The organism is Rathayibacter agropyri, from assembly GCF_013249015.1.
Lineage (GTDB): Bacteria > Actinomycetota > Actinomycetes > Actinomycetales > Microbacteriaceae > Rathayibacter > Rathayibacter agropyri.
Genome location: NZ_JABRPL010000001.1, coordinates 696,532 through 711,478 on the forward strand (window position 1 = coordinate 696,532; position 14,947 = coordinate 711,478).

Genomic DNA, 14,947 nt, shown 5'->3' on the forward strand with positions numbered 1-14,947 from the left:
CTGTCGAAACGCCTCCTCCGCGGCGTCCCGGCGAGAGCGGGCCGTCTCGCCGCTCTGGAGGCACCCCGCCCTATGCTCGGTGCGGTGACCAGGATCATCGCCGGATTCGCCGGCTCGCTCACCCTTCGCGTCCCACGCGCGGGCACCCGTCCCACCAGCGACCGCGTCCGAGAGGCCGTGTTCTCCGCCCTCGAGGCGCGCAACGCCCTCGACGGAGCGACCGTCGTCGACCTCTACGCCGGCTCCGGCGCTCTCGGGCTCGAGTCGGCCAGCCGGGGCGCAAGCGCCGTCGTTCTGGTCGAGCGCGACCCCAGGGCCGCCCGGACCGCAGGAGAGAACGCCCGGGCGATCACGACGGCGGCCACGAAGAACAGGCGACCCGCGCCGCGGATCGAGGTGGTGACCGGCTCCGTCCGGTCCTTCCTCGACAGCTCGCCGGCCCTGAACACCGACACGGTGTTCCTCGATCCGCCTTACGACCTCGGCGAGGACGAACTCGCCGCCGACCTGGCCGGAGTGGTGCCGATGCTGCGCCTGGACGCGGTGGTCGTCGTCGAACGCAGCTCGCGCAGCCCCGAGCCGCACTGGCCTACCGGACTGGAGCGGGAGCGGCGCAAAGACTACGGCGAGACCACCATCTGGTGGGCTTCGCCTGCGTCGCCCACTGCATCCGCGGAGTAACCGGAGCTCAGCCGGCCCCGCCGTCCCATCGGCCGATGTGACCCCATTCCTCCCGCAACGAGGAAGAGATAACCATGTCGTGCCAGGACCCGTTGCGCCACTGGGCGCGTCGCACGACTCCCTCCTCGATGAAACCCGCAGAGCTTAATGCACTCCTCTCCGCGATATTCTGTTTGTCGGTGTAGGCCTGCACTCTTTCCGCGCGCGAATGGCGGAACAAGTAGTCGACCAGTAGGCGGTGAGCCGCTGTACCGATCCCCCTCCTTCTCTGCCCTTCGTCTATCCCGACAGCAATGGTCCAACATGCCGAGGACGAGCGCCCCCAACTAGCCGACAACCACTCCACTCGTCCAGCCAGCTCGCCATCGACGACGACCGACAGCATTCCACCCTGATCACCAAGCAGACCGCCCTCGGCATATCGAGCGCGGACGCGAGAGAGATCCGTGAATCCGAACCATTGGAACTCACCTGTTCCGCTCTCGGTGAGAAGCGCGTTCTCGAACCGCAGGAGAGCCGCGTCGTCCATTGGCGCCAGACGTATTTCTGTCATGTCGATAGACCCTTCTTTTTCACCACGATGTCCCGGTCACCCCCGCATCATCCCTGCGAGCCGTCCCACCCGAGATAGGGATCCCACCCGCCGCGCTCCACCAGCGGCGCACCGTTCAGTCGCACCTCCGGCGCCCCCTCACGCACGACCCCCAGAGCCGTGAAGCCCGCAGGGAGCGCGGTTCGGGACGCGAAGCACGCCAGCATCGCGTGGTCCTCACCGCCGCCCAGCACCAGCGCCCGCGCGAGATCGAGAGTGACACCCTCGAATTCCAGCAGTTCCCGCGCGCGCCTCTCCACCGCCTCCGCCTCCAGGTCGATCACGACTCCGCTCGCCCGCGCCAGTCGCCGCGCGTCGAGCACCACGCCGTCCGAGACATCCATCATCGCGGTCGCGATCCCGCCCGCCGCGATGCCCGCTGCAATCGGTGCCGTCGGCCGCAGCTGGGCGTCCAGCAGCGCCGGGAAACGCTCGCGCAGGCGCGCGGCGAGAGCGGCCGACGGCTCCCCCTCCTCCCGCGCCCGCTCGAAGAGCAGCCGCAACCCGAGCCCCGCACGACCGAGCGGCCCCGCAACCGCCAGCACGTCACCCGGCCGCGCGCCACTGCGCAGCACCGGCGGCCGGCCATCGAGCGAGCCGAACGCCGTGATCGAGAGCGTCAACGTCGCCGAGGCGGACAGGTCGCCCCCAACGACTCCGCAGCCCGGCGCCATCGCGGCGCAGCCCGCGGCGAGCCCGGCCGCGATCCCCTCCAGGACATCGACCCGGAGCGTCTGGGGCGCGGCGAGCGCGACGACGAGCCCGGTGGGACGGGCGCCCATCGCGGCGACGTCGGCGAGGTTCGACGCGGCGGCCTTCCAGCCGAGATCATGGGGGCTCGACCAGGCGAGCCGAAAGTCGGGCCCGTGCACCATCATGTCCGTTGTCACCACGAAACGCCCGTCTGGCGCCCGCAGGACTGCACTGTCGTCGCCCGGTCCGACCAGGGTCTCCGAACCGCCCACTCCCCCGCTGGAAAGCCGGGCCAGAACCCGCGCGAGCACGTCGCCCTCGCTCAGGTCGCCCAGGGTGGGACTTCGATCGGCTGCCATGCTTCACACGCTAGCGTTGACGGCGATGTCCTCCCGCCGACTCCGCACTCCTCTAATCGCCGCGTCCGCCCTGCTCCTGCTCTCCGGCTGCTCGGCAGCCGTGGCCCTCGAACCCGCCGCGGACGCCACAAACACCGGGTGCGCCGCGGTGTCGGTCCGCCTCCCCGACCTGGTCGCCGACCAGCCTGAACGTGAGACGAACGCGCAGGGCACCGCGGCGTGGGGCACGCCTGCGGCGATCATCCTGCACTGCGGCGTCGAACCCCCGGCCCCGACGACGGTTCTCTGCGTCACCGTGCGAGGAGTCGACTGGATCATTGACGAGTCGCAGAAGGATGACGACATCTACACGCTGACCACGTACGGGCGCGATCCGGCCGTCGAGGTGACGGTCGACCAGAGTCGCGTGTCAGCGTCGTCCGCGGTGCTCGATCTCGCGAATGCGGTCTCCTCCGTCCCGCAGTCCCGGCACTGCACGAACGTGTCCGACTCGAACACCCTCGATCCCACGGGCACACCCACCGGCTGATCCGATAGGGCTGATTCCGCACACGATCGCCGCCACGGTCGGACCTCGCTCGACAGCCACCTGAGCGCTTTCAGCCAGCCGACGCTCCCGAATCGACGTCAACGGTGAGCGCTGGAGTCATCGCGGCGATGGGGACGCGGTCAAGCGCTACATCGATCAGTTCGCTGATGAGGTCGGAGTAGTCGACTCCGCTCGCGCCCCACATCCGCGGGAACATCGAGATCGGAGTAAAGCCCGGCATGGTGTTGATCTCGTTGACGACGAAGCCCTCAGCCGTCAGGAAGAAGTCGACCCGGGCGAGCCCCTCGGCGCCAATCGCGTCGAACGCACGCACGGCGAGAGCGCGCATCTCGGCTAGCTCGTCATCGGTCAGGTCGGCGGGACAGACGAGTTCGATTCCGGCAGCGCCCAGGTACTTCGCCTCGAAGTCGTAGAAGCCACGGCCGGTCACGACGACCTCCCCCGCAACAGAGGCGCGCGCCGGCGCGCCGCGGCGACCGCCCAGCACTCCGATCTCGACCTCGCGACCGAGCATGCCCGACTCGATCAGCACCCGCGAGTCGTGCGCGAACGCCACCTCGAGCGCCGCCTCAAGCTGCGCGGGCCCGTCAACCCGGCTAACGCCCACACTCGAACCGGCCCGGGCGGGCTTCACGAAAGCCGGCAGACCCAGCTCGTCCAGGGCAGCGGCGGCGGCGGCGGGATCGGCGCACCACTGGGATTCGGTCACCGTGTACCAGGGAGCGACCGCAAGCCCCGCGGCCCGCAACACGGTCTTGGTGAAGTGCTTGTCCATCCCCAGTGCCGACGCGAGCACGCCCGAGCCGACGTACGGCAGCCCGACGAGTTCGAGCAGTCCCTGGATCGTGCCGTCCTCGCCCCACGGGCCGTGCAGGATGGGCAGCACCACATCGATCTCGCCGAGCGAGCGGACGGCACCGTCAGCGGTCGTGACGGTCAGCTCGCGCGAGAGCGCCGACTCCGGCCAGCTCACCCGACTCCCGTTGTCCTCGACGCGGGGCAGCGCCGTGGCGTCGAGTGCGAACTTCTCGGCGCGGTCCTCCTCGAGCACGAACGCGCCGTCGGAGGTGATCCCGACCGGGATCACCTCGAAGCGGTCACGATCAATTGCCCGCAACACCCCGGCCGCCGTTGCGCAACTGATCGAGTGCTCGCTGGAGCGTCCCCCGAACAGAACGGCCACTGCGAGCTTGCTGGTCATCGAGGTTCCTCTCGCCCTGTGGCTCGTCCGAATCCGTGGTCAGGTGCGGCGCGATGTCCTTCGGATCGAGCGTACCGGCGAGCACCTGCGCCACCTGTTCGACGATGGGCATGTCGACGCCTCGCGCGCGGGCCAGTTCGAGCACCGGGGCGACGGAGGCGAGTCCCTCGGCCGTCTGCTGCATCGACTTCACCACATCGGTGAAGCTGTAGCCCTGCCCGAGCAGGCGGCCGGCCGTGTTGTTGCGCGAGAGCGACGAACTGGACGTCGCGATCAGGTCGCCGAGCCCGGCGAGCCCCGACATCGTCTCGGGACGTCCGCCGTAGGCGACCGCGAAGTCGGTCATCTCGGCGAGCCCGCGCGTGATGATCGACGCCTTCGTGTTCTCGCCGTAGCCCACGCCGTCCACGATGCCGATCGCGACGGCGATCAGGTTCTTCAACACCCCGCCGAACTCCGTGCCGATCACGTCCGTGTTGACATAGGACCGGAAGTAGCGGTTGGTGGCCGCGAGGGCCACCTCCTGCGCGGTCAGGAGACTTTCGGAGGCGATGACCGCGGCGGTCGGCTGCTCCTTCGCGATCTCGAGGGCAAGGTTGGGTCCGGAGGCGACCGCGATGCGGTCCGGGGCGACAGGCAGCATCTGCGCGATCACCTCGCTCATCCGTTGGCCGGTGCCCTTCTCGACGCCCTTCATCAGGCTGACGAGCACGGTGCGTTCGGTGAGGAACGGCGTGATCGCCTCGAGGTTGCTGCGCAGCGATTGTGACGGGATCGAAAGATAAACGTGGTCCGCGCCCTCGAGCGCCTCCTCGATCCGCGGGGTCGCACGGATGGTGCGCGGCAGGTTGATGCCGGGGAGGTAGTCGCTGTTGCGCTTGGCCTCCGTGATCTCGCGCGCGAGCTCAGCCCGCCGCGCCCACATCACGACGTCCGAGCCGCCGTCGGCGAGAATCTTCGCGAACGTCGTCCCCCAGCTGCCGGCGCCCAGGACGGCGACGCGTCGCGGGACGGGAATCGGCGTCTTCCTACTGCTCGGAGTCAAAGCGACCCGTGCCCTTCTGATTGTGGTCGGCCGGGTCCCAGCGCTTCTCGGGTGCGCTCTCACCGCGCAACTCCTCGAGCAGGCCGGTGATCGCCGCCATCACGACCGCTGACGCCTCGTTCAGGGTGGCGGAGTCAAGGCTCCGCCCCCGGAAGGCGGAGAGGTCGACGGGGTCGCCGATAAGAACGTCGACCCGCTTGCGTCGGAACAGCGTGATCCGCCTGGAGTAGCGGCCCATCAGCTGCTGCGTGCCCCAGTGCGCAACGGGGACGACGGGGAGGTCGTACTGCAGCGCCATCCGCACCGCGCCGGTCTTGCCGCGCATCGGCCACAGCTCGGGATCGCGAGTGAGCGTGCCCTCGGGATAGACGATGACCGACCGGCCCTCATCGACGAGGGCCTTCGCGGCTTTCAGCGGCTCTTTGCCGCGAACGGAGCCAGCACGCTCGACGGGAATCTGGCCGGAGCTGCGCAGAATCGCGCCGACGACGGGGACTGAGAAGAGCGACGCCTTCGCGAGAAAGCGGGGCGCGCGACCACAGCGCCACAGCGTCCAGCCGGTGATGATCGGGTCGATCTCGCTGTAGTGGTTCGGCGCGAACACGAACGCGCCCGTGCTCGGGATCTTGTGCCCATCGCGGATGCGCAGGTCGACCGACGCGGTCATCACGGGGATCACCGCCGCCGCCAAGAACCAGAAGATGGACGGACGACTTCTCTCAGACACCCGCCCATCCTCCCATCCCGTAGCCCGTCCCCCGCGCCCGGAGCCACCTCAGTACAAGGCTGGCTTGGTACAAGGCTGGCCCGGTACAAAGCTGGCCCGGTGCGGTTACACGTCGAGGGAGAAGTCGGCTCCCAGCAGCTCCAGCTTGGTGAGGAAGTTCTCGTAGCCGCGGCTGATGATGCCCACGTTCGAGACCGTGGACGTGCCCTCGGCCGAGAGCGCTGCGATCAGGTGCGAGAATCCACCGCGGAGGTCCGGCACGACGATGTCGGCGCCGTGCAGCTTCGACGGGCCCGAGATCACGGCCGAGTGCATGAAGTTGCGCTGACCGAAGCGACAAGCCTGGCCGCCGAGGCACTCGCGGTGAATCTGGATCGTCGCCCCCATCTCGACAAGCGCATCGACGAAGCCGAAGCGCTGCTCGTAGACGGTCTCGTGGACGATCGAGACGCCCTTGGCCTTGGTGAGCGCCACGACCAGCGGCTGCTGCCAGTCGGTCATGAAGCCGGGGTGCACGTCGGTCTCGATGATGACCGGCTTGAGCTCGCCGCCCGGGTGGTAGAAGCGGATGCCGTCCTCGGCGATCTCGAAGGCGCCGCCGACCTTGCGGAACACATTGAGGAAGGTCGTCATCTCTTGCTGACGCGCACCACCCACGAAGATGTCACCGTCGGTCGCCAGCGCCGCGGCGGCCCAGGAAGCGGCCTCGTTGCGGTCGAAGAGCGCGCGGTGGCTGTAGCCGGTGAGGCGGTCCACGCCCTCGATGCGGATCACGCGGTCGGTGTCGACCGAGATGATGGCGCCCATCTTCTGCAGGATATTGATGAGATCCATAATCTCCGGCTCAATCGCCGCGCCCGAGAGCTCCGTGATCCCGGAGGCACGCACCGCGGTGAGCAGGACCTGCTCGGTTGCCCCGACGCTCGGGTAGGGCAGCGAGACCTTCGCACCGTGCAGACCCTCGGGAGCCGACATCCGGATGCCAGAGGGCAGCTTCTCGACGACGGCGCCGAAGTTGCGGAGCACCTCCAGGTGGAAGTCGATGGGGCGGTCACCGATGCGGCAGCCGCCGAGGTCCGGGATGAACGCCTCGCCCAGACGGTGCAGCAGCGGTCCGCAGAAGAGGATCGGGATGCGGCTGGAGCCGGCGTGCGCGTCAATGTCGGCGAAGTGCGCGGACTCGACGTTGGAGGGGTCGAGGATCAGCTCGCCCACCTCGGCGCCCTGCTTCACCTTCACGCCGTGAACCTCGAGGAGCCCCTTCACGACGCGGACGTCACTGATGTCCGGGACGTCCCGGAGTGTGGAGGCGGTCTCACCCAGAAGCGCTGCGACCATCGCCTTCGTGACGAGGTTCTTCGCCCCCTTGAGTTCGATCCGGCCCTTCAACGGACGCCCGCCGTTGATGATGATCCGCTCGGTGGTCATTCCCACTCGGGCTCCCGCGGCCTTGGCGTCCTGAAGAGCGGCCTTGGCGTCCTGAAGAAGTGTATTCACGCTATTTCACCGGCAATGTCTTGGGCCGCCAGCTCGCGCGGCGGGTCTCGAATTCGGAAATGAGCGCTTCGTCGCGCAGGGTCAGGCCGATGTCGTCCAGGCCTTCGATCAGGCGCCATCGAGTGTAGTCGTCGATCTCAAAGGGGAAGGTTTCGCCACCGGCGGTGACCGTACGGGCAACCAAGTCCACCGTCGGTTCTATTCCCGGGGTGCTCTCGATGATCTCCCACAGGCGCTCCACGCCCGCCTCATCGACCACCGCGGCGAGCAGGCCCTGCTTGCCGGCATTACCGCGGAAGATGTCACCGAACCGCGGCGCGATGACGACGCGGAAGCCAAAGTCCCGCAACGCCCAAACGGCGTGTTCGCGGCTGGAGCCCGTGCCGAAGTCGGGACCGGCGACGAGAATCCGGGCTCCGCGGTAGCGCTCCTGGTTGAGGACGAAGTCCTCGTCCTGGCGCCAGCCGTGGAACAGCGCGTCCTCGAAGCCGGTCTTGGTGATGCGGCGGAGATACACCCCGGGGAGGATCTGATCGGTGTCGACGTTCGCGCGCTTGAGCGGCGCGGCGATCCCGGTGACTGTCTCGAACTTCTGCATGCTCAGACCCCCGCCGTCTCGCGAGCCGGCTCCAAGTCGGAGGGGCTGGAGAGTGTCCCGCGCACCGCCGTGGCCGCGGCGACCAGTGGCGAGACGAGGTGGGTCTTCGCGCCCTTGCCCTGCCGGCCCTCGAAGTTGCGATTGGAGGTCGATGCGACCCGCTCACCCTGGAGGAGCTGGTCGGTATTCATCCCGAGGCACATGGAGCAGCCGGCGAACCGCCACTCCGCGCCGAACTCCGTGACGATCCGATCGAGCCCCTCGGCTTCGGCCTCGAGCCGCACCCGCGCCGATCCGGGGACGACCATCACGCGGACGCCGGGCGCCTTGGTGCGGCCCTCGATGATCGCGGCGAAGGCGCGCAGGTCTTCGATCCGCGAATTGGTACAGGAGCCCATGAAGACGACGTCGACCGGGATGTCCCTCATCCGAGTTCCCGGAGCAAGAGCCATGTACTCCAGAGCCCGCTCCGCGCTCGCGCGGTCGTTGAGATCGTCGAACGCCTCGGGGTCGGGCACCGACTGCGACAGCGAGACGCCCTGTCCGGGGTTCGTTCCCCAGGTGACAAACGGCTCGAGCGCATTCGCGTCGATCACGACCTCGGCGTCGAACACGGCGCCCTCGTCGCTCGGCAGCGTCCGCCAGTAGTCGAGGGCGGCGTCCCAGTCTTCTCCCGAGGGCGCGTGCGGACGGCCCTTGAGGTAGTTGAAGGTCGTCTCGTCGGGGGCGACCATTCCCGCTCGGGCACCCGCCTCGATCGACATGTTGCAGATCGTCATCCGCCCCTCCATCGAGAGCGCACGGATTGCGGAGCCGCGGTACTCGAGGATGTAACCCTGGCCGCCACCGGTGCCGATGCGGGCGATGACCGCGAGGATGATGTCCTTCGCCGTGACACCCTCTTTGAGGGTGCCCTCGACAGTGATCGCCATCGTCTTGAAGGGCTTCAGCGGAAGGGTCTGCGTGGCCATCACATGCTCGACCTCGCTGGTGCCGATGCCGAACGCGATCGCCCCGAACGCGCCGTGCGTGGAGGTGTGCGAGTCGCCGCAGACGACGGTCACTCCAGGCATCGTCAGGCCGAGCTGCGGGCCGACGACGTGCACGATGCCCTGCTCGACGTCACCGAGGGAGTGCAGGCGCACGCCGAACTCACCCGCGTTGCGGCGCAGCGCGTCGATCTGGGTGCGACTGGTCGGGTCCTCGATCGGGCGGCCGATCTGGAGGGTCGGCGTGTTGTGGTCCTCCGTCGCGATCGTGAGGTCGGGGCGGCGGAGCGGGCGCCCGGCAGCCCGGAGCCCGTCGAAGGGCTGGGGGCTCGTCACCTCGTGCAGGAGGTGGAGGTCGATGTAGATCAGGTCGGGGGCGCCGCCCTCACCTCGGACGACGACGTGGTCGTCCCAGACCTTTTCCGCGAGAGTACGGGCTTTTTCGGCGAGAGTACGGGCTTTTTCGGCGAGAGTGCCGGTCTTCGGAGTGGTCGTGGGCTCGGCCGCGTCGTGCGAACTCTCGGTCATGACGGTTCCTTCTCCTTCTGGGGAGTCGCTGCTCGGCCAGGCGAGACACCGCGACGAGAGAGGCCGATCAGATCGAGGTCTCGTCGCGGCACGGAAGAAGGTGCAGACGGCTGAGCATTCTCAGAGAGTAGCACCGCGCTGTCCGGCGGCCGCGGACCCGGGGCGCGGATCGAGAACAGCGTCGACAACGACGACGGTCACGTTGTCGCGGCCTCCGGCATCGACAGCGGCGCGCACGAGAGTGGTCGCGAGGTCTGCGGTATCCCCGGAGTCCCGGCGGGCGAACACGGCGGCGATGCGCTCGTCCGCCAGCTCCTTGGTCAGGCCGTCTGAGCAAAGGAGGTAGCTGGCGCGCGGCACGATCGGCAACGTCCAGACGTCGGTCTCGACCTCGTCGTCAGCGCCGAGAGCGCGAGTGACAATGTTGCGATCCGGATGCGACTCCGCCGACTCCCGGCTGATCAGCCCCGCCGAGACCAACTCCTGCACCGCGGAGTGATCAACGGTGAGCTGCTGGAGTTCGGCTCCGTCCCAGCGGTACACGCGGGAGTCGCCGACGTTGAACAGCGCCCACCGCGCCGGTCCCGCAGGCTCGGGCCGGACGAGGATCAGCCCCGTGAGCGTCGTGCCGCAGAGGGCCCCGCCCACGTCGAGCCCGCGGACGGCGGTGTTCGCCGCCTCGACGAGGTCGAACACGGCGTCGGCCGACCCCAGCTCAGCGGGGCGGCTGGCGCGCAGGGCGTCCATCGCTGCCGCGCTGGCAAGGTCGCCGCGCGCATGGCCGCCCATGCCGTCGGCGACCGCAAGCAACGGCACGTCCACGAGGAGCGCGTCCTCATTGATGCGCCGCACAACTCCAACATCGGTGCTGCTGCTCACCGTGAGCCGAAGCACACCCTGGGGCAGGTCAAGCATGATCGCGCTCATTGCCGGCTCACTTTCCCTCGGCGGCTGATCCCGCGTCATCCGAGACCACCTCCGGGTGCCCGTTGTGCAGCTCGATGTGCTGGTGCTCGCGGCGCATCTTCGCGAGGCTCGCGAGCGTCGCGACAGTCATGCTCAGGACGATGACGACCAGCGACGTGATCGTGTCGATATCCCAGACGGGCACCGGTTCCCCTCCGTTGAGGAACGACAGATCATTTTCGTGCAGGGCGTGCAGCACGAGCTTCACACCGATGAAGGCGAGGATGAAGGCGATCCCGTACTTGAGGTATTCGAGCTTGTCGATCAGCCCGCCGAGCAGGAAGTAGAGCTGGCGGAGCCCCATCAGGGCGAAGATGTTCGCCGTGAACACGATGAAAGGGCTCTCGGTAATGCCGAAGATTGCCGGAATCGAGTCCAGTGCAAAGAGCAGGTCCGTCGATCCGATCGCCAGGAATACGATCAGCATCGGCGTGAAGTAGCGGGTGCCGTCGATCGTCGTGCGGATCCTCGAGCCGTCGAAGGAGTCGGAGATCTTTACCCGTCGGCGCAGGAGGCGGATGAGCAGGTTGTCCGCGCCTTCGCTCTCGTCCTCCTTGCCGAACGCCTGCTTCCACGCTGTATAGACGAGGAACGCGCCGAAGAGGTAGAAGATCCAGCTGAAGCTCTCGATGAGCTGAGCGCCCAGGAGGATGAACACGCCCCGGAGGATCAGCGCGATGATGATGCCCACCATCAGCACTTCCTGCTGCAGCTTCGCCGGCACGGCAAAGCGCCCCATGATGATGACGAAGACAAACAGGTTGTCGATCGACAGGCTGTACTCGGTCAGCCAGCCGGCGACGAACTGACCGGCCGACTCTCCGCCGCCCAGGATCAGCATCAGCAGCGCGAACACCAGTGCGAGCGCGACGTAGAAGCCGACCCACAGGCCCGACTCCCGCAGGCTTGGCACGTGCGGGCGGCGGTAGACCAGCAGCAGGTCGGCGGCGAGGATCAGGCTCAGCACGACGAACGAGCCGATCACGAACCAGACGGGCAGATCGAGCATGGGGGCCTTCCGAGTGGGTGAGGGGCCGAAAGTCTCTCCCCGGGGAGCGGACGGCAGGTGGCTCGTCCGCGTCACCCGTCCTACCCCCGGCGCCGCGCAGGGGCGGTGCGTACTGACGGGAGCGGGAAGGTCGGGATACTCCCCTTCGCGGATGCGATCCTAGCGCCGATCCGGCCGCGCTCCGGCGCCCGGCGTCGAAGCAGGTTGGTCTCGCGAAACGAGAAGAACCCCCGGGCTGACCGGGGGTTCTTCTCGTGTTGCCGTGGTGACCCCAGCGGGATTTGAACCCGCGTTACCGCCGTGAGAGGGCGACGTCCTAGGCCGCTAAACGATGGGGCCGCGTTTTTGCAACTCGAAGAGTGTTGCACACCGAATTGCACGAATGCAACTTTCCCCGCACGCGTGCAAGTGTGGGCCACGCAGGGTCGGTCTGGTCGCCGATCCCGGGCCTTGCCCAGGGACCGCCGAGCCGCTTGGCTCGAGCCATGAGACTGACCAAACTCGAGCACGCGACCCTCCTCATCGATCAGGCGGGCGCACGCCTGGTCATCGACCCCGGCTCCTTCACCCGCCCCATCGAGGGGACCGCGGAGACCGTCGCCGTGGTGCTGACTCACGAGCACGCCGACCACTGGACCCCTGAGCAACTCGAGCGAGTGCGCGCCGCCTCTCCGTCGCTGCGCATCCTCGGACCGGCCGGGGTGGCCGCGGCCGCCGAGGGCTTCGACGTCGAGACGGTCGCCGATGGCGATATCGTGACGGTCGGACCCTTCGAGTTGCGCTTCTTCGGCTCACGACACGCGGTAATCCATCGCAGCATTCCCGTCATCGACAACGTCGGTGTGCTCGTCAATGGACGCGTCTACTACGCGGGTGACTCGTTCACGGTGCCCCAGGGCGTCGATGTCGAGGTCCTGGCCGCACCGTCCGGCGCCCCGTGGATGAAGATTGCGGAGGCAATGGACTACGTGCTCGAGATCGCGCCACGGCACGCCTTCGCGACGCACGAGCAGGTGCTCTCGGAGGCCGGGCGAGCGCTCGGGCACGACCGCCTCGGTTGGGCAGTTCGCGAGGGCGGCGGTGAGTACCACGCGCTCGAAGCGGGCGACTCGCTCGAACTCTGAGCCCCTCTGAGAACGGCAGTGGCCGGGCCAGGGATGCACCCCGGCCCGGCCGTCGTCCGTGATCCGCTCAGGGATTCACGCTCAGGGATTCAGTAGTACTCGCCCTGGCGGTAGTCCCAGGAGTTGAACTGCTCCGCGAGGTTGAGCATGATCCGGTCGTAGTCCAGGCCGCGACGGATCAGCACCGGTCCCGGCGTGATCGAGCGCTCGCCGCCCTGCACGGGGATGAGCGCGCCTGACGCGTCGACCATGGAGACCATGACGCCCTGCTCGTGGCGCGAGTCCTCATCCTTGTCTGGCTGCATGGACGAGACGTAGCCGTCAGCGGCGATGATCACGTCGGCCTCGCTCTCGATCCGCTCGCCGATGTTCGCGACGCGGCCCCGGTTGCCCACGCCCGAGGGGTTAGCGGAACTGGCGAAAATCAGGGTGCGGTCGCGCTCCCACAGGGTCGAAACGATCTGCTCGGAGGGGCGGCCAAAGCGGATGACGAAGCAGCTCGTGCCGCGTGTGTCGCGGACCAGCTCGCGGGCATCCTCGTCGATCATGTCGACGGCGTCGGCCTTCCACGGCAGGATGCAACCGAGCAGGATGTCCTGGTCCCAGTGCTTCTGGTAAAAGGCGAGAATTTCGTCGTTGAGCTCGGCGAGTTCGGTGAGCTGCTCGATGCTCGAGCAGAGGACGACTCCTGGCTTATTGCGGTTGCGCTGCTTGGCCGAGAACTTACGCTCGAGACCCGCCGCATCGGTCGTCATCAGGATGTAGCCGACCTTGGTCGCGCTGACGACCAACCCACCGGGAGCGGAGAGCGCATCCACCGCCTCCGCAGAAACCTGCTCACGCCATTCGATCACCGTCGTGCTGCTCATTCTCTCCCTTTCGTGATGTCCGAGGACGCCGCGGCCGCGGCCGAGCCGAAGCATAGCGGATGGCCTTCGACCGGCAGGCGCGGCGTCGCGCACCGCAGCTTCCCCGTCGACGCGGTGACGGGACGCGTCGCGGCGCTCAGGCACGGGGCGGCACGCTGAGCGCGTGGCCAGCCAAAGACATGTGCTTCCGATTGGGTTGTGTGAGAGGAGGTGTGCTGTGGTGATCTTCTCAGAACACTCACGCCCGATTCTGGCGAGGGCGTCGCGAACCCTCTTGGCACCTGGCCGCTACCGATGAGCCCCGATTTCGCATCACGGAACAGATCGTCGTCCTCCTCGGGGTCGATGCCGATGGAAAACAGGGATTGTTGAAGGGGACTCATGGCGGGCAAGACACAGAGAATGCTCGACGACTGGCAGCGAGAAGGCAGTCGCAGCGACGACCTCCACTGAGGTGCGGTCCTTCCGCACGCCCAGGTCCCACGAAGACGACCGGCGTGCGCGTTGCCCATCATTCGTCCTACCACTGCTCGTCGGGTGAGACTCGCGCTTCTGCTGGTCGAGTGAGCCTACGTCGCGCAGAAACAAGAATGAGCAGGGAACCGCAGACGTTGAACGTCCACGTCGGCAAGGCAGCCGATACCGCTGGACCGAGAGCCGACGCTTGCAGGCCACCACTCACGTTCGCGCGACCCTCGGTCAACCCGACCAGAAATGCGATGGACGGAGCAACCATCACCAGTGCAGCGAGCCAAGCCGAGACCACGAGAAGCGAAGGCATGATCCGGTGGAGCCCTCGGGACGACAGCCTTCGCCGAAGTCCCACAGCCGCACACGGGACGACGAGAAGGAGAGCACCGGGAACGGTCCCGCTCGCGGCTAGAAGCAGGAAGACAGAGGAGAAGCCGGGATCCGCAAGGTAGATGATCCCCGCTCCCGCGAGCGACAGACCGACCGGAAGAAGAACGACTATCAACGCCCACCGCGCGACCCGCGGCCAACCGGGAACGTCTACTTCGGTCGGATCTGTCACGGGATCTGCGCGAGGTTGTCAGCGAATTTCTGCCAGTTTGCTGACGCGAGAAGAACATATCGCCAGCTGCGCGTTGAGAGGGAGCGTGACTGCGATATCATCTCGTCCAGACCCAAGGCTAACCGTCGACGCAGACCGCCCGATGTCCTCAGGAAGCCTTAATACAGTGCCGGCTTCATCGAGTAAAGACGCAGACTTATCCGCAGATTCTGAAGAATCGGGAGCGAGAGCAGTAATCAGCCCGATCGGGTCCGACAGGGACAGCGTCGGGGCAGTTTCGAGACCCTGCGCCGCAGGCACGGATCCGACCGATGCGGCAAGGAGGAAAATCGCTGTTCCCATGACGACAAAGTAGCGTGATTTCATAAAGCCTTCTTTCATACCGGCCGGAAACGAGCGTGGACCGCGACAATTCGAGCCCCGCGACAAGTGTGAGCAGGCGTGAGTGAATCTCGGCACAGTGGCGTATCACAAAGTCGAAGTGGC

General features: G+C 67.3%; 15 protein-coding genes and 1 tRNA gene. 3 read left to right on the plus strand and 13 right to left on the minus strand.

The window, feature by feature from the left end:
- Positions 1 to 84: 84 nt before the first annotated feature.
- The gene (locus tag HRF29_RS03260; protein WP_173244535.1) at positions 85 to 681 is read left to right on the plus strand and encodes an RsmD family RNA methyltransferase; all 597 of its coding nucleotides are present in this window, start codon (positions 85 to 87) and stop codon (positions 679 to 681) included.
- A 7-nt stretch (positions 682 to 688) separates the two neighbouring features.
- On the opposite strand, the gene HRF29_RS03265 is transcribed toward HRF29_RS03260, so the two are convergent.
- Both HRF29_RS03265 and thiL read right to left on the minus strand, forming a co-directional pair.
- Positions 689 to 1,234: a GNAT family N-acetyltransferase gene (locus HRF29_RS03265; RefSeq protein ID WP_173244538.1), complete on the minus strand. Its 546-nt coding sequence runs from the start codon at positions 1,232 to 1,234 to the stop codon at positions 689 to 691.
- Between the two features lie 47 nt (positions 1,235 to 1,281).
- Positions 1,282 to 2,325 carry a thiamine-phosphate kinase gene (gene thiL / locus HRF29_RS03270; protein WP_173244541.1) on the minus strand — a complete coding sequence of 348 codons (1,044 nt, stop codon included), beginning with the start codon at positions 2,323 to 2,325 and terminating at the stop codon, positions 1,282 to 1,284.
- On the opposite strand from thiL, the gene HRF29_RS03275 reads away from it, so the two are divergent.
- Positions 2,324 to 2,854, plus strand: coding sequence for a DUF3515 domain-containing protein (locus HRF29_RS03275; RefSeq protein WP_246226585.1), 531 nt, complete (start codon positions 2,324 to 2,326; stop codon positions 2,852 to 2,854). The genes thiL and HRF29_RS03275 overlap by 2 nt on opposite strands.
- A gap of 70 nt (positions 2,855 to 2,924) precedes the next feature.
- On the opposite strand, the gene HRF29_RS03280 is transcribed toward HRF29_RS03275, so the two are convergent.
- The 9 genes from HRF29_RS03280 to HRF29_RS03320 form a co-directional block, all read right to left on the minus strand.
- Positions 2,925 to 4,076 (minus strand): D-alanine--D-alanine ligase family protein, encoded by a 1,152-nt coding sequence (locus HRF29_RS03280; protein ID WP_173244547.1) that lies wholly within the window; start codon positions 4,074 to 4,076, stop codon positions 2,925 to 2,927.
- Positions 3,979 to 5,121, minus strand: a complete 1,143-nt coding sequence (locus HRF29_RS03285; protein WP_187698101.1) for an NAD(P)H-dependent glycerol-3-phosphate dehydrogenase — start codon at positions 5,119 to 5,121, stop codon at positions 3,979 to 3,981. Before HRF29_RS03285 ends, HRF29_RS03280 begins: the two co-directional genes overlap by 98 nt.
- The gene (locus HRF29_RS03290) at positions 5,105 to 5,788 is read right to left on the minus strand and encodes a lysophospholipid acyltransferase family protein (RefSeq protein ID WP_173245906.1); all 684 of its coding nucleotides are present in this window, start codon (positions 5,786 to 5,788) and stop codon (positions 5,105 to 5,107) included. The genes HRF29_RS03285 and HRF29_RS03290 overlap by 17 nt, the downstream gene beginning before the upstream one ends.
- Before the next feature lie 165 nt (positions 5,789 to 5,953).
- Positions 5,954 to 7,276 carry a UDP-N-acetylglucosamine 1-carboxyvinyltransferase gene (gene murA / locus HRF29_RS03295; protein ID WP_173245909.1) on the minus strand — a complete coding sequence of 441 codons (1,323 nt, stop codon included), beginning with the start codon at positions 7,274 to 7,276 and terminating at the stop codon, positions 5,954 to 5,956.
- Between the two features lie 70 nt (positions 7,277 to 7,346).
- Complete coding sequence (leuD, locus tag HRF29_RS03300; protein ID WP_173244550.1) at positions 7,347 to 7,943, minus strand: 3-isopropylmalate dehydratase small subunit; 597 nt, start codon at positions 7,941 to 7,943, stop codon at positions 7,347 to 7,349.
- A 2-nt stretch (positions 7,944 to 7,945) separates the two neighbouring features.
- Positions 7,946 to 9,460, minus strand: coding sequence for a 3-isopropylmalate dehydratase large subunit (leuC, locus tag HRF29_RS03305; RefSeq protein ID WP_173244554.1), 1,515 nt, complete (start codon positions 9,458 to 9,460; stop codon positions 7,946 to 7,948).
- Positions 9,461 to 9,580: 120 nt separating this feature from the next.
- Positions 9,581 to 10,375 (minus strand): PP2C family protein-serine/threonine phosphatase, encoded by a 795-nt coding sequence (locus tag HRF29_RS03310; RefSeq protein ID WP_246226586.1) that lies wholly within the window; start codon positions 10,373 to 10,375, stop codon positions 9,581 to 9,583.
- A gap of 19 nt (positions 10,376 to 10,394) precedes the next feature.
- Positions 10,395 to 11,435, minus strand: coding sequence for a TerC family protein (locus HRF29_RS03315; RefSeq protein ID WP_173244564.1), 1,041 nt, complete (start codon positions 11,433 to 11,435; stop codon positions 10,395 to 10,397).
- A 263-nt stretch (positions 11,436 to 11,698) separates the two neighbouring features.
- Positions 11,699 to 11,774 (minus strand) — tRNA-Glu (locus HRF29_RS03320).
- Positions 11,775 to 11,920: 146 nt separating this feature from the next.
- Here HRF29_RS03320 and HRF29_RS03325 point away from each other — a divergent pair.
- Positions 11,921 to 12,559, plus strand: coding sequence for an MBL fold metallo-hydrolase (locus tag HRF29_RS03325; protein ID WP_173244567.1), 639 nt, complete (start codon positions 11,921 to 11,923; stop codon positions 12,557 to 12,559).
- A gap of 89 nt (positions 12,560 to 12,648) precedes the next feature.
- Here the strand turns inward: HRF29_RS03325 and HRF29_RS03330 are convergent, their stop codons facing one another.
- Together HRF29_RS03330 and HRF29_RS03335 are read right to left on the minus strand one after the other, a co-directional pair.
- A complete protein-coding gene (locus HRF29_RS03330; RefSeq protein ID WP_173244570.1) occupies positions 12,649 to 13,428 on the minus strand; it encodes an L-threonylcarbamoyladenylate synthase in 780 nt (259 codons plus the stop codon).
- A gap of 1,051 nt (positions 13,429 to 14,479) precedes the next feature.
- A complete protein-coding gene (locus HRF29_RS03335) occupies positions 14,480 to 14,827 on the minus strand; it encodes a hypothetical protein (protein ID WP_173244573.1) in 348 nt (115 codons plus the stop codon).
- Positions 14,828 to 14,947: the final 120 nt, after the last annotated feature.

Coding starts and splice junctions, on each gene's coding strand:
- HRF29_RS03265 (WP_173244538.1), bottom strand. CDS start 1,234: ATGACAGAAATACGTCTGGCGCCAATGGACGACGCGGCTCTCCTGCGG.
- HRF29_RS03275 (WP_246226585.1), top strand. CDS start 2,324: ATGCTTCACACGCTAGCGTTGACGGCGATGTCCTCCCGCCGACTCCGC.
- thiL (WP_173244541.1), bottom strand. CDS start 2,325: ATGGCAGCCGATCGAAGTCCCACCCTGGGCGACCTGAGCGAGGGCGAC.
- HRF29_RS03280 (WP_173244547.1), bottom strand. CDS start 4,076: ATGACCAGCAAGCTCGCAGTGGCCGTTCTGTTCGGGGGACGCTCCAGC.
- HRF29_RS03290 (WP_173245906.1), bottom strand. CDS start 5,788: ATGACCGCGTCGGTCGACCTGCGCATCCGCGATGGGCACAAGATCCCG.
- murA (WP_173245909.1), bottom strand. CDS start 7,276: ATGACCACCGAGCGGATCATCATCAACGGCGGGCGTCCGTTGAAGGGC.
- leuD (WP_173244550.1), bottom strand. CDS start 7,943: ATGCAGAAGTTCGAGACAGTCACCGGGATCGCCGCGCCGCTCAAGCGC.
- leuC (WP_173244554.1), bottom strand. CDS start 9,460: ATGACCGAGAGTTCGCACGACGCGGCCGAGCCCACGACCACTCCGAAG.
- HRF29_RS03310 (WP_246226586.1), bottom strand. CDS start 10,375: ATGCTTGACCTGCCCCAGGGTGTGCTTCGGCTCACGGTGAGCAGCAGC.
- HRF29_RS03315 (WP_173244564.1), bottom strand. CDS start 11,435: ATGCTCGATCTGCCCGTCTGGTTCGTGATCGGCTCGTTCGTCGTGCTG.
- HRF29_RS03325 (WP_173244567.1), top strand. CDS start 11,921: ATGAGACTGACCAAACTCGAGCACGCGACCCTCCTCATCGATCAGGCG.
- HRF29_RS03330 (WP_173244570.1), bottom strand. CDS start 13,428: ATGAGCAGCACGACGGTGATCGAATGGCGTGAGCAGGTTTCTGCGGAG.
- HRF29_RS03335 (WP_173244573.1), bottom strand. CDS start 14,827: ATGAAATCACGCTACTTTGTCGTCATGGGAACAGCGATTTTCCTCCTT.